The sequence below is a fragment of the Pseudomonas sp. efr-133-TYG-5 genome (genome assembly GCF_030209175.1).
Taxonomy (GTDB): Bacteria; Pseudomonadota; Gammaproteobacteria; order Pseudomonadales; family Pseudomonadaceae; genus Aquipseudomonas.
The window spans coordinates 233926-255845 of the sequence record NZ_JARVSM010000007.1 but is presented as its reverse complement, the minus strand read 5'-3'; the positions used below and the strand labels follow the sequence as shown (position 1 = coordinate 255845).

At 64.3% G+C, this 21920-nt stretch carries 22 protein-coding genes; 13 read left to right on the top strand and 9 right to left on the bottom strand.

The window, feature by feature from the left end; all coding sequences use genetic code 11:
- Window positions 1-1605 carry a L,D-transpeptidase family protein gene (locus QRN70_RS23145; RefSeq protein WP_285420206.1) on the bottom strand — a complete coding sequence of 535 codons (1605 nt, stop codon included), beginning with the start codon at window positions 1603-1605 and terminating at the stop codon, window positions 1-3.
- Between the two features lie 150 nt (window positions 1606-1755).
- Between QRN70_RS23145 and QRN70_RS23140 the strand changes: the two genes are divergently transcribed.
- From QRN70_RS23140 to QRN70_RS23125, 4 genes are all read left to right on the top strand, one after another.
- Window positions 1756-2469, top strand: a complete 714-nt coding sequence (locus tag QRN70_RS23140; protein ID WP_285420205.1) for a murein L,D-transpeptidase catalytic domain family protein — start codon at window positions 1756-1758, stop codon at window positions 2467-2469.
- A 210-nt stretch (window positions 2470-2679) separates the two neighbouring features.
- Complete coding sequence (locus QRN70_RS23135) at window positions 2680-2937, top strand: DUF2790 domain-containing protein (RefSeq protein ID WP_285420204.1); 258 nt, start codon at window positions 2680-2682, stop codon at window positions 2935-2937.
- A gap of 12 nt (window positions 2938-2949) precedes the next feature.
- Window positions 2950-3621, top strand: coding sequence for a heavy metal response regulator transcription factor (locus QRN70_RS23130; RefSeq protein ID WP_285420203.1), 672 nt, complete (start codon window positions 2950-2952; stop codon window positions 3619-3621).
- Window positions 3618-5024, top strand: a complete 1407-nt coding sequence (locus QRN70_RS23125) for a heavy metal sensor histidine kinase (protein WP_285420202.1) — start codon at window positions 3618-3620, stop codon at window positions 5022-5024. Before QRN70_RS23130 ends, QRN70_RS23125 begins: the two co-directional genes overlap by 4 nt.
- Here the strand turns inward: QRN70_RS23125 and QRN70_RS23120 are convergent.
- Window positions 4978-6390 carry an MFS transporter gene (locus QRN70_RS23120; RefSeq protein WP_285420201.1) on the bottom strand — a complete coding sequence of 471 codons (1413 nt, stop codon included), beginning with the start codon at window positions 6388-6390 and terminating at the stop codon, window positions 4978-4980. The genes QRN70_RS23125 and QRN70_RS23120 overlap by 47 nt on opposite strands.
- A gap of 103 nt (window positions 6391-6493) precedes the next feature.
- Here QRN70_RS23120 and QRN70_RS23115 point away from each other — a divergent pair, with 103 nt between their 5' ends.
- Window positions 6494-7381 (top strand): LysR family transcriptional regulator, encoded by an 888-nt coding sequence (locus QRN70_RS23115; protein WP_285420368.1) that lies wholly within the window; start codon window positions 6494-6496, stop codon window positions 7379-7381.
- Here the strand turns inward: QRN70_RS23115 and QRN70_RS23110 are convergent.
- Entirely contained in the window at window positions 7378-7998 is a 621-nt protein-coding gene (locus tag QRN70_RS23110; protein ID WP_285420200.1) for a cell wall hydrolase, read from the bottom strand. The two genes, QRN70_RS23115 and QRN70_RS23110, sit on opposite strands and share 4 nt — an antisense overlap.
- A gap of 198 nt (window positions 7999-8196) precedes the next feature.
- Here QRN70_RS23110 and QRN70_RS23105 point away from each other — a divergent pair, with 198 nt between their 5' ends.
- Window positions 8197-9048: a CAP domain-containing protein gene (locus QRN70_RS23105; RefSeq protein ID WP_285420199.1), complete on the top strand. Its 852-nt coding sequence runs from the start codon at window positions 8197-8199 to the stop codon at window positions 9046-9048.
- A 119-nt stretch (window positions 9049-9167) separates the two neighbouring features.
- On the opposite strand, the gene QRN70_RS23100 is transcribed toward QRN70_RS23105, so the two are convergent.
- The 4 genes from QRN70_RS23100 to QRN70_RS23085 form a co-directional block, all read right to left on the bottom strand.
- Entirely contained in the window at window positions 9168-9323 is a 156-nt protein-coding gene (locus QRN70_RS23100; RefSeq protein ID WP_285420198.1) for a DUF2474 domain-containing protein, read from the bottom strand.
- On the bottom strand, window positions 9310-10326 hold the full coding sequence (cydB, locus tag QRN70_RS23095) for a cytochrome d ubiquinol oxidase subunit II (protein ID WP_285420197.1): 1017 nt from the start codon (window positions 10324-10326) through the stop codon (window positions 9310-9312). The genes QRN70_RS23100 and cydB overlap by 14 nt, the downstream gene beginning before the upstream one ends.
- A gap of 17 nt (window positions 10327-10343) precedes the next feature.
- Window positions 10344-11759 (bottom strand): cytochrome ubiquinol oxidase subunit I, encoded by a 1416-nt coding sequence (locus QRN70_RS23090; RefSeq protein WP_285420196.1) that lies wholly within the window; start codon window positions 11757-11759, stop codon window positions 10344-10346.
- A 113-nt stretch (window positions 11760-11872) separates the two neighbouring features.
- On the bottom strand, window positions 11873-14197 hold the full coding sequence (locus tag QRN70_RS23085) for an FdhF/YdeP family oxidoreductase (RefSeq protein ID WP_285420195.1): 2325 nt from the start codon (window positions 14195-14197) through the stop codon (window positions 11873-11875).
- 358 nt (window positions 14198-14555) lie between these two features.
- Between QRN70_RS23085 and moaA the strand changes: the two genes are divergently transcribed.
- Complete coding sequence (moaA, locus tag QRN70_RS23080) at window positions 14556-15554, top strand: GTP 3',8-cyclase MoaA (RefSeq protein WP_285420194.1); 999 nt, start codon at window positions 14556-14558, stop codon at window positions 15552-15554.
- A 34-nt stretch (window positions 15555-15588) separates the two neighbouring features.
- Window positions 15589-16488 (top strand): bestrophin family protein, encoded by a 900-nt coding sequence (locus QRN70_RS23075; RefSeq protein WP_285420193.1) that lies wholly within the window; start codon window positions 15589-15591, stop codon window positions 16486-16488.
- A 155-nt stretch (window positions 16489-16643) separates the two neighbouring features.
- Here the strand turns inward: QRN70_RS23075 and QRN70_RS23070 are convergent, their stop codons facing one another.
- Together QRN70_RS23070 and moaB are read right to left on the bottom strand one after the other, a co-directional pair.
- A complete protein-coding gene (locus QRN70_RS23070) occupies window positions 16644-17849 on the bottom strand; it encodes a molybdopterin molybdotransferase MoeA (protein WP_285420192.1) in 1206 nt (401 codons plus the stop codon).
- The gene (moaB, locus tag QRN70_RS23065; protein ID WP_285420191.1) at window positions 17846-18385 is read right to left on the bottom strand and encodes a molybdenum cofactor biosynthesis protein B; all 540 of its coding nucleotides are present in this window, start codon (window positions 18383-18385) and stop codon (window positions 17846-17848) included. Before moaB ends, QRN70_RS23070 begins: the two co-directional genes overlap by 4 nt.
- A 296-nt stretch (window positions 18386-18681) precedes the next feature.
- Here moaB and QRN70_RS23060 point away from each other — a divergent pair, with 296 nt between their 5' ends.
- The 5 genes from QRN70_RS23060 (at window position 18682) to moaE (ending at window position 21840) form a co-directional block, all read left to right on the top strand.
- A complete protein-coding gene (locus tag QRN70_RS23060) occupies window positions 18682-19581 on the top strand; it encodes a LysR family transcriptional regulator (RefSeq protein WP_285420190.1) in 900 nt (299 codons plus the stop codon).
- Between the two features lie 221 nt (window positions 19582-19802).
- Window positions 19803-20645, top strand: a complete 843-nt coding sequence (gene fdhD / locus QRN70_RS23055) for a formate dehydrogenase accessory sulfurtransferase FdhD (RefSeq protein WP_285420189.1) — start codon at window positions 19803-19805, stop codon at window positions 20643-20645.
- Window positions 20642-21127: a cyclic pyranopterin monophosphate synthase MoaC gene (moaC, locus tag QRN70_RS23050; RefSeq protein ID WP_285420188.1), complete on the top strand. Its 486-nt coding sequence runs from the start codon at window positions 20642-20644 to the stop codon at window positions 21125-21127. Before fdhD ends, moaC begins: the two co-directional genes overlap by 4 nt.
- Window positions 21124-21375 (top strand): MoaD/ThiS family protein, encoded by a 252-nt coding sequence (locus tag QRN70_RS23045; protein ID WP_285420187.1) that lies wholly within the window; start codon window positions 21124-21126, stop codon window positions 21373-21375. Before moaC ends, QRN70_RS23045 begins: the two co-directional genes overlap by 4 nt.
- Window positions 21376-21378: 3 nt before the next feature.
- Window positions 21379-21840 carry a molybdopterin synthase catalytic subunit MoaE gene (moaE, locus tag QRN70_RS23040; RefSeq protein ID WP_285420186.1) on the top strand — a complete coding sequence of 154 codons (462 nt, stop codon included), beginning with the start codon at window positions 21379-21381 and terminating at the stop codon, window positions 21838-21840.
- Window positions 21841-21920 lie beyond the last annotated feature (80 nt).

Below are 21920 nucleotides of genomic sequence, written 5' to 3'. Positions count from 1 at the left end.
TCAGTGCGCCCGGTCGAGGCCGGCCAGCAGCGCGCTGTCACGGCTGTAGATGTCCGGCGCGTACTGCACGCGACCGTGGTTGTCGACCTGCACCGTCCAATACGTCATGAGGATCGGCACCGGCGCCGAGAGACGAAACTCATGGGTGGTGCCCGTGGCGAGCAAGGTCTCGGTGCGGGCCTTCTCCGCCGGCGTCAGCAACAGATCGCGCAGCTTCAGCGGATGCTCGACCCGCACGCAGCCGGAACTGAAGGCCCGTGGGCCCTTGTCGAACAGCGCCTTGCTCGGCGTGTCGTGCAGGTACACCGAGAACGGGTTGGGGAAGCGGATGACCATTTGCCCTAGTGGATTGCGCGGCCCGGCGTCCTGGCGCAGGAGGATATTGCCCGGGTTGTCCCAGTCGATGTCCGCGGCCGCCAGGGGCTGACCGTTGGCGTCGAGGACTTGCAGGTTCTGCCGACTGAGGAAGGTCTGGTCCTTGCGGATCTCCGGCAGTTTGTCTTCCTTCCAGATCGTCGGTGGCACGGTCCAGGTCGGGTTGAGGGTCAGGCGCGTGACCCGCGACTTGAGCAGCGGGGTCTGGCGCTCGGCGCGGCCGACCTGGGTGCGGGTCTGCCACACCGGCAGGCCGCCCTGATACAGGGTCAGTTCGGCGGCGGCGACGTTGACCAGCAGGCCATCGGGCTCCATGTCCTGGGCCAGCCAGCGGAAGCGTTCGAGGTTGACCCGCAGCTGTTCGCGACGCGTCAGCGGACTGATGTTGAGTTCGGCAATGGTGCCCGGCCCGACTACGCCGTCAGCCTGCAGCGAGTGATTGGCCTGGAAGCTTTTCACCGCGTCCACCAGCACACCGTGATAGGCGGTGTCGGCGCTGCCGACGACGCTGCTCAGGTAGCCCTCGTTGTACAGCCGTTGGGCCAGTTCCGGCACACGTTTGTCTTCCATGTCCGGGCGCAGCAGCGGGCCGTTGCCGACGGCTTGCCAGTGCGGCAGAGCCTGCAGACGTTGCGCAGCGTAGAGATGACGCAGGTTCTGGTATTGCGCCAGACGCGGCCGGGCCAGATCGAAGGCCGCCGGGATGTCGTGCAGGCCCGGTACGGCGATGGCGAGCAATTCGGTCTGGCGGTCACGTGGCGTGTCGTCGGCATGCCAGAGCGGCTCGAAGTGCGATTGCAGCAGCCGCCCAAAGTGCAGATCCTGCAAGGCTTGCAGGTAATAGCGGCTGATGTCGATGTCGGCGCAGAGCTCGCCGTCCTGCGGCGCATTGGCCGCCACCGGGTAGCGTTTCGGGTTGAGGCCGTCGTCGGCCAGCAGTTGCAACTGCCCCTGCAAGGCCGCTAACCGTCCGCCCTGCGCCCACACCGGCAGCCAGTCCTGCTGCTGATAGAACGCCTGCAATTGCTCCAGCGCCGGGCCGCTGAGGTGCGCGGCCACGGTCGGGCATGCCTGGGACAGACCGATCAGCACCGCCTGCAACGGCGTCTGCGGTTCTACCGGCAGCTCCAGCGTGGGCGTCGGCAGCGTCGGCAACGGTTCTTCGCCACAAGCGACAAACGGCGCAGCGAGCAAACAAATGCTCAAGTAGCATGCGTACTTTTTGAACAACTGCTTTACTCCAATCCATGGCCGTCCAGATGACGGTCAACCTTACCTCAGGTGCGGTGAACAGTCAGGCCCGATTCGCGGGTCTGCCGGGGACGACTGGACGTCAGGAGCCTAAGTGCCAAACAAGTAGCAAGCGAGGACTTACTGTAAATGTTGACGTTTTTGCGCCGACTTCTGCTGACTGCCACCGCCCTTGGCGTGCTGGCCAGCCCCGTGTTTGCCGCCGGCGGCGCTTCGCCGGTCTTGTACACCAGCCTCGCGCACGCCGCGCCGGAACTCAATCCCCAGGCGCTGAAAGGTGCATTGAACGCCATGCAATGCGCGATCAACAACGGCGCCCGGCAATCGCGTCACCTGGCGATCATCGATTACTCGCAGCCGTCCACCGAGCGGCGCCTGTGGATCTTCGACCTGGCGAAGAAGAAGCTGATCCTGCGCGATCTGGTCGCCCACGGGTCGAACTCCGGGGAAAACTTCGCCACCCAGTTCTCCAATCGCGAAGGCAGTTATCAGTCCAGCCTCGGCCTGTTCCGCACGCAAGAAAGCTACGAAGGCAGCCACGGTTATTCGCTGCGCATGGACGGCCTGGAGCCGGGCTTCAACGACATGGCCCGCGACCGCGCCATTGTCATCCATGCCGCCGACTACGTGAATCCGCTGTGGAGCAAGCGCCAGGGCCGCATCGGCCGCAGCCAGGGTTGCCCGGCCGTGCGGCCGCAAGTGGCCAAACGGGTGATCGACAGCCTGAAGAACGGCCAGTACATGTTCTCCTGGTACCCGGACCAGAAGTGGCTGAAATCCTCGCCGTACCTCAACTGCCAGCCGCAACAGATCGCCAGCATCCTCAGCACCCACGGCAGCTGAGCCGTGCGGGGGGGCTGGCGCAGGCGGCGATGTGCTCCTCCCCCCTCTGGCAACTGACGGCGGCGGTACATAAAAACCTCGCCGTCAGCCCTCCCGCCCTTTCATTACAGATTTGTCATTGAGTTGTCGGTTTGCCGTGCGGATCGCTCGGTAGCCTGAAGTTGTCCCGGCGCCAACGCCGATCTTCTTCAGCCACACGAGTGACTCATCATGAAAACCCTGATCCTTGCCTTCAGCGCCCTCCTCGCCAGTGCTGCGGTGTTCGCCGCCCCCTCGCCCGACACCACGGTGATTCACGACAAGAATGCCTTCCACGTGCATCTGGATGTCGACAAAGTGCTGTCCAGCACCGATATTTCTCAGGCCTGCGGGGTGATTCCGGCACGGCTCGACTACCTCGACCACCAGGGCCGCGAACATGTGCTGGACTACGACGTGCAAGGCAGCGGCTGCATCAATGACCATTGAGGCCCATCGTCCATGAATATCCTGGTTGTCGAAGATGAACCCAAGGCCGGCAACTACCTGCTCAATGGCTTGCAGGAACTGGGCTACAGCGTGAGCCTGGCGCGCGACGGCGCCGATGGCCTGCACCTGGCGCAGGAACAGCGCTTCGACGTGATCGTGCTGGATGTGATGATGCCGAAAATGGACGGCTGGGAGGTGCTGCGCCGGCTGCGCAAGGAAGCCGACACGCCGGTGCTGTTCCTCACCGCCCGCGACGACATCGCCGACCGGGTCAAGGGCCTCGAGCTGGGCGCCGACGACTACCTGATCAAGCCGTTCTCCTTCGCCGAACTGGTGGCGCGCCTGCGCACGCTGACCCGGCGCGGCCCGATCCACGAGGACGAACACCTGCAGGTGGCCGATCTGCACATCGACGTGCTCAAGCGCCGGGTCAGCCGCGACGGCACGCGGATCACCCTGACCAACAAGGAGTTCGCCTTGCTGCAACTGTTCGCCACGCATACCGGGCAGGTGCTGTCGCGCTCGCTGATCGCCTCGCGGGTGTGGGACATGAATTTCGACAGCGACACCAATGTGGTCGATGTCGCCGTGCGCCGCCTGCGGCAGAAAATCGACGATCCGTTCCCGCTCAAGCTGATCCACAGCGTGCGCGGCATCGGCTACCGCTTCGACACCCAGCCATGAAGATTGCCGGCAGTTATTCCCTGACCCTGCGCCTGGCGCTGCTGTTCGCCCTGCTCGGGTTTGCCTCGCTGGCGGGCCTTGGCGCCGCGCTGTACAGCGAAATGGAAGCGCAACTGATCCGCCGCGATGACATTTCCCTGGTCAGCCGCGTCGATCAGTTGCGCACCTTCCTCAACGACAGCAACACCCTGGAGCTGATCAAGACCAAACCGGCGCTGTTCCAGAACATGCTCGGCAACCATGAGGCGCTGCTGACCATTGGCGCCCCCGGCAAACCGCCGTTGCTGGTGGTCAACCCCGGCAATCTCACCCCGCCCACCCTGCCGCCCGTGCCTGTCGACCACGCCATGACACTCAATGACGTACAGCATCTGCCGAGTATCGACGGCGTACCGTTTTCCGCCGTGGCGGCGACCATCGACTCCGGCGACCTCGGCAACCTGCAAGTGCTGACCGGACGGCTGATGAGCGAGCGCACGGCGATGCTCGCCAATTACCGCCTCAGCGTGTATGGCCTGGCGTCGCTGGCGGCGTTGCTGCTGGCGCTGACCGGCTGCCTGCTGGTGTATCGCGGCCTGCTGCCGTTGCGCCGCCTGGCGCAGCACGCCCACGGCATCGGCGTCGGCAACCTCGGCGAGCGCCTCGACAGCAATGGCACGCCGCGGGAATTGCAGCCGATGATCGCAGCGTTCAACGCCATGCTCGACCGCCTCAACACCGGTTTTGCACAGTTGAGCCAGGTGTCCACCGACATGGCCCACGAACTGCGCACGCCGATCAACAACCTGCTCGGCGAAACCCAGGTTGCCCTGCACCAGCAGCGCAGCATCGAGGCCTATCAGCAACTGCTCGCGTCCAATGTCGAAGAACTCGAGCGACTGGCACGGATGCTCGACAACATGCTGTTCCTGGCGCGTACCGACCCGGCCTCGGCCCTGAGCCAGCGCCAGGAACTGGATGCCGCCGAGGAGATGCAACGCATCGCCGATTACTTCGAAGGCCTGGCGGCGGATGTCGGCATCAGCATCGAGGCCCATGGCAGCGGCGTGATCTGGGCCGAACCGATGCTGCTGCGCCGGGCCCTGGCCAATCTGTGTGCCAACGCGATCAAGTACGGCGCCGCGGATTCGACGATGCAGGTCGAAGCCGTCGCCGAACCGGACGGCGCCTACCTGCGGGTGCGCAACCACGGCAGCAGCATTCCCGCCGAGCACCTGGCGCGGCTGTTCGAGCGCTTCTATCGTGTCGACCCGTCTCGCGAGCGCTCGGCGCAGTCCAACGGCCTCGGCCTGTCGATCGTCGCGACCATCATGCAGCTGCACCAGGGTCGCTACCGGGTCAGCAGCGCCGATGGCATCACCTGCTTCGAACTGTTTTTCCCGGCTCGCGAGCACCCGCTCTGACCCGAGTCGCGACGCTGGCCAGGCTCAACGCCAACAGCAGCAATCCAGTTGCCAGCGCGAACGTCAGGTGCACAGCGCCGGCGATCGCGCCGGGCGAGGCCTGGGTCGGGTCAGCGCTGGCCGCGGCGAACAGCGCGCCCATTGCCGCTGCGCCGCTGATCAGCCCCAGATTGCGCGCCAGTCCCAGCAACGCCGCGACGACGCCGCGCTGATTTGCCTCGGCCGTGGCCATCACCGCACTGTTGTTGGCCGCCTGAAACAGCGCGTAACCCAGCGTCAGCAGCGCCATCGGCAACAGATAACCGGGCAGCCCGAGGCGCATCGGCAACAGCGCCAGCAGGCTGCAACCGCCGAGCATTGCGATTAGCGCGCCGCGCAGCATCCGTCGCGCGCCGAAGCGATCCACCAGGCGTCCGGCCGGCACGCCGCCGAGGGCCGCCAGCGACGGTCCGAGCGACAGCGCCAGGCCCAGCGCGGCGCTGTCGAGGCTGAGCCCACGGCTGAGGTAAAACGGCCCGACCACCAGCGTGGTCATCATCACCGTCGCCACCAACAGGGTCATCGCCAGGCGGCTGCTCAGCTGTACGTCGCGCAGCAGCGACAGTTGCAGCAACGGTGCGCCGACGCGTTTTTCGACAACGATGAACAACCCGCTGCCGACCACGCTGAGCAGCAGCAACCCGCCGCTGAGCAAGGCCTCACTGTTGCGCGTCATGGCCAAGGCATAAGCCGCCAGCGTCAACGCCAGCACGCCAGTGCCGCAGAGATCGAAACGCTGTGGTTTCCGCGCGACTTCGTCCCTCGGCAGATACCGGTGGACCAGCCAGCCATTGAGCACGCCCAATGGCAGATTGAGCAGAAACATCCACGGCCAGCCGACGTGCGCAATCAGCAGTCCACCCAGCGACGGCCCGAGGCTGGTGCCGATCGCCGACATCGTGCCGAGCAGGCCCATGGCGCTGCCCGCGCGTTCCTTCGGCACCGCGGCATTCACCAGCGCCAGGGTCAGCGCCAGCAAGATCGCCGCTCCCAGCCCTTGCACGGCCCGCGCCGCGATCAGCCACCACCAGGCACTGGCCAGGGCACAGGCCAGGGAAGCTGCGCTGAACACGCCGATGCCGATCAGCAACAGCCGTCGCCGGCCGAACAGATCACCGAGGCGCCCGGCGCTGACGATCAGCGTCGTGACCGCGAGCAGATAGGCCAGAACGATCCATTGCACCTGCTGGAACGACGCGTCGAATGCCACCGCCAGGGTCGGCAGGCCAGCGTTGGCGATGCTGGTGTCGAGCGATGGCATGAGCGTCGCCAGACACAGGCCGGTCAGTGCCCAGCGGGCGGAAGGTTTCAGGGGTTGTCGGGACATGGCAGGCGCACTCGGCAAGGTTCGGAACCCCTAGCCTGAGGCTCGACAGCACCTGGCGGAAGACGCATGCTTTGCACTCGATAGCTGCATGGAACGCCATGTCATGAGCACGCCGGATCTGAACCTGCTGATCACCCTCGATGTGCTGCTGCGCGAAGGCAGCGTCGCCCGCGCGGCCGAACAATTGAATCTGAGCCCGTCGGCAATGAGTCGTGCCCTCGCCCGATTGCGGCAAACCACCGGTGATCCGCTGCTGGTGCGCGCCGGGCGCGGCCTGGTCGCCACGCCGCGGGCGCTGGAACTGCGCGAGCGGGTCAGCGTGCTGGTGCAGGAAGCCGAAGCCATGCTGCGCCCGGCGCAACTGCTCGATCCCGGGCAATTGCAACGCACCTTCACCCTGAGATGCAGCGACGGTTTTGTCGAAACCTTCGCCGCCGCCCTGCTCGCCCGCCTTGCCCGGGAGGCGCCGGGAGTACGCCTGCGCTTCCTGCAGAAAACCGACAAGGACAGCACGCTGCTGCGCGACGGCCGGGTCGACCTGGAAACCGGCGTGGTCGGCGCGCGCATCGACGACACCTTGCACAGTCGTATTCTGTTTCGCGACCGTTACGTCGGCGTGGTGCGCGCCGGCCATGCGTTGAGTTGCGCCAAGGTCAGCGCCAGGCGCTTTGCCGCGGGCGAACATGTGCTGGTGTCACGCAGCGGGCGTGACAGCGGGCCGGTGGATGAGGCCTTGCAAGGGCTGGGCCTGGCGCGCACGATTGTCACCAGCGTCGGCGGTTTTGCTGCCGCCCTGGCGCTGGTGCGCGACAGCGAACTGATCGCCAGCGTGCCGGCGCGCCATACCGAAAGGCTGCGCGCCGGGCTGCACAGTTTCAGCCTGCCGCTGCTGCTGCCGGACATCCCGGTGTCGATGCTCTGGCACCCGCGCATGGACGCCGACCCGGCGCACCGCTGGCTGCGCGATTGTGTGCGGCAGATCTGCGCCTAGCGCGCGTCGCCTCCGGCCGGTTTGTAGAACAGGAACTTGCCGGTCTCGGCGGTCTTGGTGTACTCCTTGGCCCAGCTCGGATGGACGTTGCGGTCATGGAAATACAAGGCACCGCGCGTGCGATCCGGCAACTGGCGGTTCAGTGCCTTGCCGGCGATTTCCTTGGCCAGCGCATATTCGGCGTCTTCCTTGACCTGATCCGGCTTGCCATCACACCACCAGGAAAACTGGCAACTCCTGGATTCCGAGCCCTGTTTGACCACCTCGCAGACCGTGCCGGGGAAACCCTCGTGGCCGAGGCGATTCATCACCACGTTGGCCACCGCTTCCATTTCCGGGGTGTCCTTGCCCTTGGCTTCCCAGTAGATACTGCGCGCCAGGCAAGTGATCGGATCGTCGAGCGGCGCGGTGCCGGCCGGGTCGACGGCCTGCACTTCGGTGGGGGTGATTGCTTCGGATTTCGGTGCCGGCGCCGCGCTGACTTTGTCGGCGGCTTTCTCTTCCAGCACCTGGGCCTTTTCTTCAGCCTTGGCCTTGATCGGCGCCTGCTCGGTGGCAGTCACCACGCCGGCCATCAGGGTTAATGCGAAACAGCCAGTCAACCATTTCAATCCCATCTTCGTTCTTCCGGCAGCGCCCGCTACGGGCTGAGTGTTTCGTCGGGGAGACGCCCGGATCCCGGGGCCTTCGGAGAGTGTAGACGGCAAAACAAGAGGCACGTTCCGCAGAAAAAAGCGCCCCGTGAAGAAAAAGACATTGCACCCACGGGGGGCGTTTCGCGCATCATGGGCGCACTCAGCCCCAGGGAGATTTCCATGCGCTTCATGCCCTCTGTTCTGCGCTTCGCCGCGTTGTCTGCCGGCCTGGCGTTTGCCGCCTCGGCCATGGCCACCGACGAGTCGCAACTGATCGAATCGATCAACAGCTACCGCAGCCAGCCGCAGCGTTGCGGCAGCCAGGCATCCAGCGAACTGCCGCCGCTGTCGGCCGATCCGCGCCTGATTCTGCCGGCCAGTGGCGCGGTGGATCTGCAGCAGGCCATGGCGCGCGCCAGTTACCCGATGGTCAACGTTCAGGCGATCAGCCTCAACGGCCCGCGTGACCCCGCTTCGGCCATGCAGGCGATCAAGGAAAGCTTCTGCCAGGTCGTGCTCGATCCGCAGTTCGTCGACGTCGGCGTCAGCCGCGCCGACCGCGACTGGCGCATTGTGCTGGCGCGACCGTTGCTTTCGGCAAAACTCGCGGATGCGCAGAGCGAAGGTCAGAAATTGCTCGAGCAACTCAACGCGGCCCGCGCCCAGCCACGCCAATGCGGCGCGCAGGCCTTTGCCGCCGCCGGGCCATTGGCGTGGAACGCGAGCCTGGCCACGATCTCCCAGGATCACAGCCGCGACATGGCCAACAACAACTACTTCGACCACAAGGACCGCGACGGCCGCACACCCGGTGACCGCGCCGAACTGGCCGGCTACAGCGGGCAACTGGTCGGCGAAAACATCGCTGCCGGCCAGGACACCGTGCGCAAGGTGGTCGACGGCTGGCTCGCCAGCCCCGGCCACTGCGCCAATCTGATGAACCCCCAATACAAAGAACTCGGCGCCGCCTACGCGACCGATCCGAAAAGCAGCGCCGGGATCTACTGGACCGCGATGTTCGGTGCGCAGTAAATCCCAAAAACACCAATGTTCCCCTGTGGCAGCTGACTTGCCAGCTGCCACAGGGGAATCAGTCATCTGGAGGATGGGGTGGCACAAAAAAACCGCAGCCATGGCTGCGGTTTTTTTTGTCAGTGGGTTCTCATTCCGGCGGCGTACATCGCCAGTTTCAGCAGGCTCGCCACCACTGCCAGCGCCCCCACGCTGGCGAACCAGATCAGCAGCAACCAGCCAAGACGCTGGTACCAGCGGGCAGATTTCACTTCGCGGTTATCAATGGTAGCCATCGCCAATCCTCACTTTGCCGCGGAACACGTAGTAGCTCCAGCAGGTGTACATCAGGATCACCGGCAGGATGAACAGCGCGCCGATCAGGGCGAACAACTGGCTGCTGGCCGGGGATGCCGCCGCCCACAGGCTGACTGACGGCGGGATGATGTTCGGCCAGATGCTCAGTGCCAGGCCGATGTAGCCGAGGAACATCAGCACCAGGGTGAACACGAACGGCCAGTGCGTGTGGCGCTGGCGCAGCGAACGCAGCAGGCCGAACAGCGCCAGCAGGGCCAACACCACCAGGCCGGCAAACACGGTCAAGTGCGCAGCGTTGAACCAGCGCGCGGCCAGTTGCGGATGCAGGTGTAACGTCCACCCCCCGATCACCAGCACCATCGCCAGCAGCAACCAGGCCAGCGGACGGCTGTAGTGACGCATCCGCGACTCCAGCATGCCTTCGGTCTTGACCAGCAGCCAGGTGCTGCCGAGCAATGCGTAAGCCACCACCAGACCCACGCCGCAGACCAGCGGGAACGGTGCCAGCCAGTCGAGGCCGCCGCCGGCAAACTGTCGATCGACCACCGGTATGCCCGAGACATACGCGCCGATCACCACGCCCTGGGCGAACGTCGCCAGCAGCGAACCGCCGATGAAGGCCTTGTCCCACCAGTGACGCTTCTGCGGCGACGACTTGAAGCGGAACTCGAACGCCACGCCGCGGAAAATCAGACCGCAGAGCATCAGCACCAGCGGCAGGTACAGCGCTTCCAGAATCACCCCGTAGGCCAGCGGAAACGCGCCATACAGCGCCGCGCCGCCAAGTACCAGCCACGTCTCGTTACCGTCCCAGACCGGCGCGACGGTGTTCATCATCACGTCGCGTTCCTGCTCGTCGGCGATCAGCGGGAAGAGGATGCCCAGACCGAGGTCGAAGCCGTCCATGATCACGTACATCATCACCCCGAAGGCGATGATCACGCCCCAGATCAACGAGAGATCGATACCTTGAATAGCCATGACTCAATGCTCCTTTTTCAGTGGGTCCGGGCGGCGGATTCGAGGCTGGTGGTGGCCGCCGATAGTGGCCGGCGCGGGGTCTGCGTGGCGTCGCCTGCCGGAGGATGCTCGTGATGCGGCTGCGGGCCCTTGCTCACCAGTTTCATCATGTAGCCGATGCCCACGGTGAACACCGAGCAATAGATCACCACGAACAGCGCCAGCGACGTGCTCATCTGTGCCACCGAGTGATGGGACGCGGCGTCGTGCGTGCGCATCAGGCCGTACACCACCCACGGCTGACGCCCGACTTCAGTGGTGATCCAGCCGGCGAGCAGCGCAATCAGACCACTCGGCCCCATCAGCAGCACCAGGCGCTGGAAGCCGCGATGGCGGTAGACCTTGCCGTTGCGCCGCAGCGCCAGTCCCAGCAGCCCTACCAGAATCATCAACAGGCCCAGCCCGGCCATCACGCGAAAGCTCCAGAAGATGATGGTCGAATTCGGCCGGTCCTCTTTCGGGAAGCTCTTGAGTGCCGGGATCTGCTTGTCGAGGCTGTGGGTCAGGATCAGGCTGCCGAGGTAGGGAATCTCGATTGCGTACCGGGTCTTTTCCGCCTGCATGTCCGGGAGGCCGAACAGCACCAGCGGGCTCGGCCCGTTATCGGCGTTGTCCCAGTGGCCTTCGATGGCGGCGATTTTCGCCGGTTGATGCTCCAGTGTGTTCAGGCCATGGGCGTCACCGACCAGCGCCTGGATCGGCGCCACGATCAGCGCCATCCACAACGCCATGGAAAACATTTTGCGTACCGGCGCCGTGTCGTTGCCGCGCAGCAGATGCCAGGCCGCCGACGAGCCGACGAAGAACGCCGTGGCGACGAACGCGGCAATCGCCATGTGCGCCAGGCGGAACGGGAACGACGGGTTGAACACGATGGCCAGCCAGTCCAGCGGCATCACTCGGCCGTCAACGATTGCGAAGCCCTGCGGCGTCTGCATCCAGCTGTTGGAGGCAAGAATCCAGAACGTCGAGATCAGCGTGCCGATGGCGACCATCACCGTGGCGAAGAAGTGCAGGCCCCGACCGACGCGGTTCCAGCCGAACAGCATGACCCCGAGGAACCCGGCCTCGAGAAAGAACGCCGTCAGCACTTCATAGGTCAGCAACGGCCCGGTAACGGCACCGGCGAAGTCGGAAAACCCGCTCCAGTTGGTGCCGAACTGATACGCCATGACCAGCCCGGATACCACGCCCATGCCGAAGTTGACGGCGAAGATCTTCGACCAGAAATGGTAGAGATCACGGTACGTGTCGTTGTGGGTTTTCAGCCACACGCCTTCGAGCACCGCCAGGAAACTCGCCAGGCCGATGGTGATCGCCGGAAAAATGATATGGAACGAAACCGTGAACGCGAATTGAATGCGCGCCAGGTCCAGTGCCTCCAGGTTAAGCATGATGATGTCCTCATCAGGGCTGAAAAGCGGCAGCACACGGTCGGGCCACCGCCAGGCGCGAACGCCTGCAGCCAGTCAATGGTGTTATCGCGGGGGGATGTCGCCGTCGCCGGTTACGCCACCGACGACGGGATCAGGTTGCTCGCCGCCGCGGCCTCGAGGCGGATGGCGACGAACTTCGAGGTCGGCGTGTAAGTGCGCTCGCCGTAACTTTCCAGCGGCACCAGCGGGTTGGTTTCCGGGTAGTACGCCGCGGCCTGCCCCGGCGGAATGTCGTAGGCGATCAGGGTGAAGCCGCTGACCCGGCGCTCGCGCTCGTCATCCCACAGCGCCACCAGGTCGACCTTCTGCCCCGGTTCGAAACCGAGTCGCTGGATGTCCTGCTCGTTGGCGAAGATCACGTCGCGCATGCCGTAGACCCCGCGATAACGGTCGTCGAGACCGTACAGCGTGGTGTTGTACTGATCGTGGGAACGCATGGTCTGCAGGATCAGGTGCGGCTTGACCGGCAGGTTGCGCACGCCTGCGCTGATCAAGTGCTCGGGCAGCACGCACGGGGTGAACTGGGCCTTGCCGCTGGCGGTGTTCCAGACCCGGTCGGCGGCATCGTTGCCGAGGTGGAAACCACCGGGCGTCAGCAGTTTTTCGTTGAAGTTCTCGAAGCCGGGAATCACGTCGGCGATCAGGTTGCGAATGCGCCCGTAATCGCCCACGGCCCATTCCCAGTCGATCGGGTGCTTGCCCAGGGTGGCGGCGGCAATGCCGGCGATGATCGCTGGCTCGGACTTCAAGTGCGCCGACTTCGGTTTCAACTGACCGAACGACAGATGCACCATGCTGAACGTGTCTTCCACGGTCACGCCTTGCGGGCCTTCGGCCTGGATGTCGATGTCGGTACGACCGAGGCACGGCAGGATCAGCGCGTCACGCCCGGTCACCAGGTGGCTGCGGTTGAGCTTGGTGGATATGTGCACGGTCAGGTCGAGCTTGCGCATCGCCGCGTGAGTGCGCGGAGTGTCCGGCGTGGCCTGGGCGAAGTTGCCGCCCAGGCCGATGAACACCTTGGCCTCGCCACGTTCCATGGCGCCAATCGCCATCACCGTGTTGTGCCCGTGCAGGCGCGGCACCTTGAAGTTGAAGCGTTTTTCCAGGGCATCCATCAGCTCTTTCGGCGCCAGCTCGTTGATGCCCATGGTGCGGTCGCCCTGCACGTTACTGTGACCGCGCACTGGCGACAGACCGGCGCCCGGCCGGCCGACGTTGCCGCGCAGCAGCTGCAGGTTGATGACTTCCTGCAAGGTCGGCACCGAGTGCACATGTTGGGTCAGGCCCATGGCCCAGCACATGATCACGCTCTTGGCGCGGGCATACATGCGCGCCGCCAGTTCGATGTCGTGCAACGGCACGCCGGACTGCTCGACGATGTGCGCCCAGCTGGTGGCATCGACTTCGGCCAGGTAACTGTCCAGGCCCGTGGTGTGTTCGGCGATGAAAGCGTGGTCGAACAGCGCTTCGCCGCCGCTGGCCTGGGCTTCACGCTCCCACTGCAGAAGGAATTTGACCATGCCGCGAATCATCGCCATGTCGCCGCCCAGCGCCGGGCGGAAATACGCGGTGTTGGTCGCTTCCCAGCCGTTGCTGAGCATTTCCAGCGGGTTCTGCGGATTCTGGAAACGCTCCAGACCGCGCTCCTTGAGCGGGTTGATGCACACCACCTGAGCGCCACGCTTCACCGCTTCCCGCAGCGGTTCGAGCATGCGCGGATGGTTGGTGCCGGGGTTCTGGCCGATGACGAAAATCGCGTCGGCGTGATGCAGATCCTCGTAGACCACCGTGCCTTTGCCCACGCCCAGGGTTTCGCCCATGCTCACCGCGCTGGCTTCGTGGCACATGTTCGAGCAGTCGGGGAAGTTGTTGGTGCCGTAGGCGCGAACGAACAACTGGTAGAGAAACGCCGCTTCGTTGCTGGCGCGGCCCGAGGTGTAGAACTCGGCCTGGTGCGGCGACGACAGGCCCTTGAGGTGTTCGGCGATCAGCGCAAAGGCGTCGTCCCAGCTGATTTCCACGTAGCGGTCGACCCGTGCGTCGTAGCGCATCGGATGGGTCAGGCGGCCCTGGTATTCGAGCCAGTAATCGCTCTGCTCGGCCAGGCTCGACACCGTGTACTTGTTAAAGAATGCCGGATCGACCAGGCGCCCGGTGGCTTCCCAGTTGACCGCTTTGGCGCCGTTCTCGCAGAACTTGAGCATGCTCGCGCCGGGCGCTTCGCCCCAGGCGCAACCCGGGCAGTCGAAGCCGCCGTTCTGGTTGGTCTTGAGCATGGCACGGATGTTTTTCAGGGCGTTCTCACTGCCCAGCCAGGTCTTGGTCAGGGCGATGACAGCCCCCCAGCCCGCAGCGGCGCCCTTGTAGGGTTTATAACGGTCGACTTGTGACATGGGACATCTCCATGACGATGCACACAGGCAGGAACCTGATCGGATTTAATTAGCGACGACTGACTTTCACTTGCAAAAAGCCGTCGTTCGATTTGCCGGGGCAAGGATAGGAACCGCTGCAAAACATTGTCTAATCGCTATTTATGACTACACTATCGAAAGCCTCTATCACGGATAAAAACCCTTTGAATTCGGCCACTTGCAAAACTAACGCGGCCATCAGAGGGTAAAGAAAGTTCATCATCGAGCCCATCAATCAGCTATTCATTAATAGTGATTGGACGGCTTGGAAAGTTGTCCCTAACCTGCGCCAACTCCCACCGTTAACCGCGGTGTTTCTTGTCCGAGCGAGGCTGTCATGTCAGAGCGCGTCTTGATCGATGGTTACAACCGCCGCGTCGACTATCTGCGCATGTCGGTCACCGACCGCTGCGACTTTCGTTGCGTCTATTGCATGGCCGAAGACATGCAGTTCCTGCCGCGGCAACAAGTGCTGACGCTGGAAGAGATCTACCAACTGGCGCAGAGCTTTGTCGCGCTGGGCACGCGCAAGATTCGCCTCACGGGTGGCGAACCGCTGATTCGCCCCGGCGTGGTCAAGCTGTGCGCGCAGATCGCCGCCCTGCCCGGCCTGCGCGAACTGTGCCTGACCACCAATGGCTCGCAGTTGGGCAAACTCGCTGCGCCGCTGTTCGACGCCGGGGTCAAGCGCCTCAACGTCAGCCTCGACAGCCTCGACCCCGAACGCTTCCGGCAGATGACCCGTACCGGTGACCTGGCGCAGGTGATCAACGGCATCGACGCGGCGCGTGCGGCCGGTTTCACCCGCACTAAACTCAACTGCGTGGTGATGCAGGGGCGCAACGATCACGAGATCAACGACCTGGTGCGCTTCGCCATCGACCGCGACCTGGATATCTCCTTCATCGAGGAAATGCCCCTGGGCATCATCAGCGAACACAGCCGCGCCGAGTCGTTCTTCTCCAGCGCGCAAGTGCGGGAAAGGATCGCCGAACGCTATACCCTGATCGACTCCGCCGAGTCGACGCAGGGGCCGTCGCGCTACTGGCGGCTGGCGCAGGCGCCGAACATTCGCCTGGGCTTCATTTCGCCGCACAGCCACAATTTCTGCGGCACCTGCAACCGCGTGCGCCTGACCGTCGAGGGCCGCCTGCTGCTGTGTCTGGGGAACGAACATGCCGTGGATCTGAAAGCCGTGCTGCGCGCCCATCCGGGCCAACCGCAACGGCTGGAGAAAGCCATTATCGAGGCGATGAAGCTCAAGCCCTATCGGCACAACTTTGAAGTGAACGACGACGTGCAAGTGGTTCGCTTCATGAACATGACCGGTGGCTGAACCGCCACCCCGTGCGTAACCGGAATCACACAGCATGATCATCAGACCCAAGGTCAATCAATTCGCGGTCCTCTTCACCCTCAAGGGCTCGATCGCCAAGCGCATCGCCCTGCGCACCCTGATGGTCACACTGCTGGCCTCGGCCATTGTGCTGGTGGAAATGCTCCACCCGAGCAACTTCACCAAGGTCAACGCCACCCCCTTCACGCTGCTCGGCCTGTCGCTGTCGATCTTCATGAATTTCCGCAACAACGCCTGCTACGACCGCTGGTACGAAGCGCGCAAGGCCTGGGGCGAGGTGATCGTGCACATCCGCTCACTGATCCGCGAAACCCACGTCATCCGCGAATCGCTGCAGCGCCGGCCGATGCTGCTCAACCTCTGCGGCTTCGCCCACGCCCTCAATGCGCGGTTGCGCAAGGAGAGCGAAGCCACGGCGAGCAGCCAGTGGCTCACGCCGGCACCGCACGCCGACGTGCCGGATTACAGCGGGCGAATTCTGCAAAACGTCGGTCAGCAATGTTCCGACCTGCACCAGAGCGGCGAGCTGACGGAGTGGCGCTACATGCTGCTGGCCAACCACCTGACCAGCCTCACCCAGGCGCAAGCGGTGTGCGAGCGGATCAAGAACACGCCGCTGCCCTTCCCCTATACCTTGCTGCTGCATCGCACCATCTACCTGTTCTGCATCCTCCTGCCGTTCGCCATGGCCGAGCCGCTGGGATGGCTGACGCCGCTGTTCACCGCCATCGTCAGCTACACCTTCTTTGGCCTCGACGCGATTGCCGATGAACTGGAAGACCCGTTCGGCCGCGACGAAAACGACCTGCCCACCGATGCACTGGTGCGCACCCTCGAGCGCGACATCCTCGCCGAATTGGGCGTGACAGACTTGCCGCCGGTACTGAAACCGGTGGACTACGTGCTCAGCTGATCGCGCCCCACCCAACCCGCCAGCGAATTCCCTTGCAGGAACTGGCTTGCCAGCGATAACACGGCAACAAAAAACTCGCAGCCTGCGGCAGTTCCTACAGGAGTACGCATTCCGGTGTAGGCGCTGCCGCCGGCTGCGAGCCGTTGATGCTGGCGTCAGAAGAGTTCGTTGAAAGGGATGAACCGCAACGCATCACCCACGTTGTGCGTGCTGAGTTCGGGGATTTCCACCAGGCCATCGGCCCAGGTCGCGCCGAGCAGAACGCCCGAGCTCTGGTTCGGATAGAGCATTGCGCTGCCGGCCTCCAGGCGCACGCGCAGGTACTCGCGGCGGCTCCCAGGCTTGGGCCAGGCGAAACCGGCGGTGACCGTGAGACTCAGCGGCATGACGTCTTGCACGCCTTGAATGCGCAGCAGATAAGGGCGCGCCAGGAGGCCGAAGGTCACCAGTGCCGAGGTCGGATTGCCCGGCAGACCGATCACCGGCACCGTGCCGAAATGCCCCACTGTCAGTGGCTTGCCTGGCTTAATCGCCAGTTTCCACAGCAGCGGTCTACCGCTGTCGCGCAGAACCTGACCGAGGCAATCGGCATCGCCGGCGGAGACACCGCCGGTAGTCAGAATCAGATCGGCAGCCACTTGCAGTTGCTCAAGCTTGAGCCGCGTCTGCGCCGGACGATCCGGCAGGATGCCGGCGTCGATCACCTCGCAGCCGAGCGCGTCCAGCCAATGGGCTAGCAACACCCGGTTGCTGTTATAGATGCTGCCCGGACGCAACGGCTGGCCCGGCTCGACCAGTTCATCCCCGGTAGACAGCAACGCCACGCGTGCGCGCCGCACCACATGCAGGTGCGTGATGCCCTGCGCCGCCGCGACCGCCAGTTCGAACGGGCCCAGGCGTTTGCCGGCGCGCAGGAGCGTGTCGCCAGCGCGGTTCTCCTGCCCCTGGGCGCGAATGTTCTGGCCGAGCTTCAGCGGCTGCAGGAAGCGCACGCGGCCGTCCTCCAGCACCTCGACGTTTTCCTGCATCTGCACGCAATTGGCCCCGGGCGGCACTGGCGCACCGGTGAAAATCCGCGCACACGTGCCGGGCAACAACGCATCCGGCGCGAGGCCGGCATAGACTTTCTGCGACACCTTCAGGGGCTGGCGGTGCAGATCGGCCAGGTTCAGGGCGTAGCCGTCCATGGCGCTGTTCGGCCAGGGCGGCAGATCCAGCGTCGCCACCAGATCACTGGCCAGCACCCGCCCGCGCGCCGCACTGAGCGGTAGCGACTCACTGTCGGGCAGGCGTTGCTCGCTGGCCATCGCCAGCAATTGGTCGAGCGCGTCCTCGACCGGCATCAACGCTGCACGGCTCATCCGCGTGGCCCGCAGGCTTGTACGGCTTTCAGGTGCGGGACGAAATTGCACGGACGATGGCGGTTGTCCAGTTGCTCGGCGAGGATGCCTTCCCATGCGGTGCGGCAGGCTCCGGTCGAGCCCGGCAGGCAGCACACCAGTGTGCCGTTGGCCAACCCGGCCAGCGCGCGGCTTTGTACGGTGGAGGTGCCGATGTCGAGAATCGAAATGGCGCGGAACAGCTCGCCGAAGCCGTCGATCTGTTTGTCGAGCAGGCAGGCCACGGCTTCCGGGGTGCTGTCGCGACCGGTGAATCCGGTGCCGCCCGTGATCAGCACGACCTGAATGCTCTCGTCGGCGATCCACTGGGCGACCTGGGCGCGGATCTTGTACAGGTCGTCCTTGAGCAGGTTGCGCTCGCTGAGGGTATGGCCGGCCTCGAGCAGACGGCTGACCAGTAATTGCCCGGAGGTATCGCTGGCGTAATCACGGGTATCGCTGACCGTCAGCACGGCCATATTCAGGGGCACAAACAAGGCATCCGATTTAACGCTCACGGCAATCTCCGGCAGTTTTCGATTCAATTCGCCAGAGCCTAAGTGGCGCTTGTCGGTACTGTCTAATCACTCTAACCAACCGCATTATCGAGGCGCTCTATCGCTGCCGTTCGCGCACTTTCAGGTGCGCTCAAGGCCAATGGAACCGGGCCTCATCGAAGGCCTCGATAACCTCGTAAACACGAACGATTGGACGAATGGCGCACTTGGTGGGATCGTCGCACCCTGCGCTTTTCGTGCGCCGTGCGCATCCGCGTCAATACTCAATCAATATTCGAAACCAGGCAGGTGCCTTCGTGGACATCAAACAACTCAAGTTCCTGATCGCGCTGGATGAAACCCGCCACTTCGGCCAAGCGGCCGCGCGTTGCCACATCACCCAGCCAACCCTGTCGATGCGCCTGCGCAATCTCGAAGACGAACTGGACCTGGTGCTGGTCAACCGTGGCCAGCGCTTCGAAGGTTTCACCCAGGCCGGCGAACGGGTCCTGGCCTGGGCCCGCACCCTGCTGGCGGCGCATGACGGCCTGTTCGCCGAGGCCGCGGCCTGTCGCGGGCAACTGGTCGGCAGCCTGCGCCTGGGCCTGGTGCCGCTGAGCAATTTCAATCCGGTGAATTACATTCAAGGCCTGCACGGCACGTTTGCCGAACTCAAATACAGCCTGTCGTCGCTGAGTTCGGACGAGATCATCGAGGGCCTGGGCAACAACCAGCTGGACCTCGGCGTGTGCTACCTGGATCACGTCAATCCGAACTATTTCGAGTTCTTCGAGATCGGCGAAACCCGCGTCGGCCTGCTCTACGATACCCGCCACTTCCATTTCGACGGCCCGGAAATGAGCTGGGAAGACGCCGCCGAACTGCCGCTGGGAATGATCAGCAACGGCATGCACTACCGCAAATCCATCGACCTGAGCTTCCGCAGCCGCGGGCTCAATCCGCAGCCGATCCTGGAAAGCGACTCGACCTACCAGCTGCTGCAGGCGATCCACCAGGGCTTCTGCTGCTCGATCATGCCGCTGGACAGTGGCTTGCAGGAACCGATCGAGCACCTGGCCTTCATCAACCTGCCGGACGCCAGCGTCCTCGCGCCGCTGGGGCTGGTCATGCGCAAGACCGAGCCGCGCTCGGCGATTGCCGAGAAATGCTTTGCCGAGGCGCGCAAACTGTTCGGGATCGAGGCGCCTGATGCCTAGGTGATGCTGGCTGCAGGATCGTCTTCGCACGCAGGTTCGCTCCCCGGTAAAACGCACTTCAAAGTGCGAGCGAGCCACTCGCGAAGCAGCCAGGCCTGACTGGCGCCGGCCTCTGGACGCGCTGATCGACCAAGCCGATCAGCAGATCAGAACAAGCGATTGGACGCACTTTCAACGCCCCCGTAGCCTGAATGCACTTCAGCGCTGCGGGACTTTTCAAGATGCTGTGTCACGGTGATTCAACTGTCGAATCGGGCGATGCCAACGCGCCCGCACCGCAACCGTCAGCGGTGGCGTTTCGCGAATACCTGGCGGACGCCGGGCTCTCTCATGCGCCGCTCGCTGCGGAAATCGCCCTGGCGATCACCTTCAACGGCCTGAGCCAGGCGGTGATGATGGTCTCGCCCGGCAACCTCGAAGACTTCATCCGCGGCTTCAGCTTGAGCAACGCGATCATCGACAGCGTCGACGAGATCTACGACATCCGCCTGAGCCATGGCGATCAGGCCTGTCAGGCTGACGTGCAGATTTCCAACCGCGCGTTCTGGGCGCTCAAGGATCACCGCCGGCAGATGACCGGCATCAGCGGTTGCGGCATTTGCGGCGTCGAAGCGCTGCAGCAGGCCCTGCCGCAGCTGCCGATCCTGCCACCCTCGGCGCTCCCGCCGGCGCAGCATTTCGACGGCATTCGCCAGCGCATCGAACAGGCCCAGCAGCTGGCCCGCAGCAGCGGCGCCCTGCACGCCGCGCTGTATTTCGATGGTGCCGGTAACGCCCTGCTGTGCCGTGAAGACATCGGCCGGCACAACGCCCTCGACAAGTTGATCGGCGCCCTGCAGTGCGACGCGATCGACAGCCGCGAAGGCTTCGTCGTAGTCACCAGCCGCTGCAGCCTCGAGCTGATCCACAAAGCCGTGCGCGCCCGCCTCGGCACCCTGGTCAGCCTGTCCGCCCCCACCGCACTGACCGTGCGTTGGGCGCGCCAGCACCACCTGAACCTGATCCACGTTCCGCACCGCCATGCCCCGCGCATTTACAGCCCGATCCAGGAGCTTCAGCCATGAGCGACACCCTCACCCACCTCGACGACCAGGGCCGCGCCAACATGGTCGATGTCGGCGACAAAGCCGCCACCCGCCGCGAAGCCACGGCGCAGGCCTGGGTGCAGATGCGCCCCGAGACGCTGCAGTTGATCCAGGCCCACGGCCACCCCAAGGGCGACGTGTTCGCCGTGGCGCGGATTGCCGGGATTCAGGCAGCCAAGCGTACGCATGAGCTGATCCCGCTGTGCCACGCGTTGCTGCTCAGCTCGATTCACGTCGAACTGACGGCCCGCGCACCGGACCGTGTGCAGATCACCAGCACCTGCCGCCTCACCGGCCAGACCGGTGTCGAGCTCGAAGCCCTGACCGCCGCCAGCGTCGCTGCGCTGACCCTTTACGACATGTGCAAGGCGGTGGATCGGGCCATGGTCATCGGCGACATCCGCCTGCTCAGTAAACAGGGCGGCCACAGCGGCCACTTTCAATGGCAGAACGCGCAATGATCCTGATCAACTACTTCGCCAGCTACCGTGACCGCCTCAACCTCGGTGGCGAGAAAATCGCCGCTAGCGACGCCTTCACCTGCGTCGAGGATGTGCGGCAAATGCTCATGGCGCGCGGCACGGTGTGGCAGGACGTGCTCGGCGCCGGCAACCTGATGTGCGCGGTCAATCAGGAGCTTTGCCAGACCGATCAGCCGATCGAGGATTTTGACGAAATCGCCTTTTTCCCACCGGTCACCGGGGGTTGAGGCATGACGATTCGCGTCCAGTACAAACGCTTCGACATCGCGCAGTTGACGGCCGATCTGCACGCACGCAATCCGCAGGTCGGTGCGCTGGTGACTTTCATCGGCTACGTGCGCGACCTGAACATCGGCCAGCCGGTGCGGGAGTTGTTCCTCGAGCATTATCCGGGAATGACCGAGAAAGCCCTCGAACAGATCGCCGCGCAGGCTCGCGAACGCTGGCCGTTGCTGGGGGTGGAAATCGTGCATCGGGTCGGAGCGCTGGCGGTCAGCGAGCCGATCGTTTTCGTCGGCGTCAGCAGCCAGCATCGGCAGGTGGCGTTCGCGGCCTGCGCGTTCATCATGGACCTGCTCAAGACCCGCGCGCCGTTCTGGAAGCGTGAGACCACGCCCGCGGGTTCGCATTGGGTCGATGCCCGCCAGAGCGATCAGGACGCGGCGTTGCGCTGGAGCCTGGCGCCCACCTGAACATCAAACTGCTCCTGGCCCTCTCCCTTAGAAAAGGGCTGGAGTGAGGGCCACGCCGGACACCACGGTTAAACAAAAAC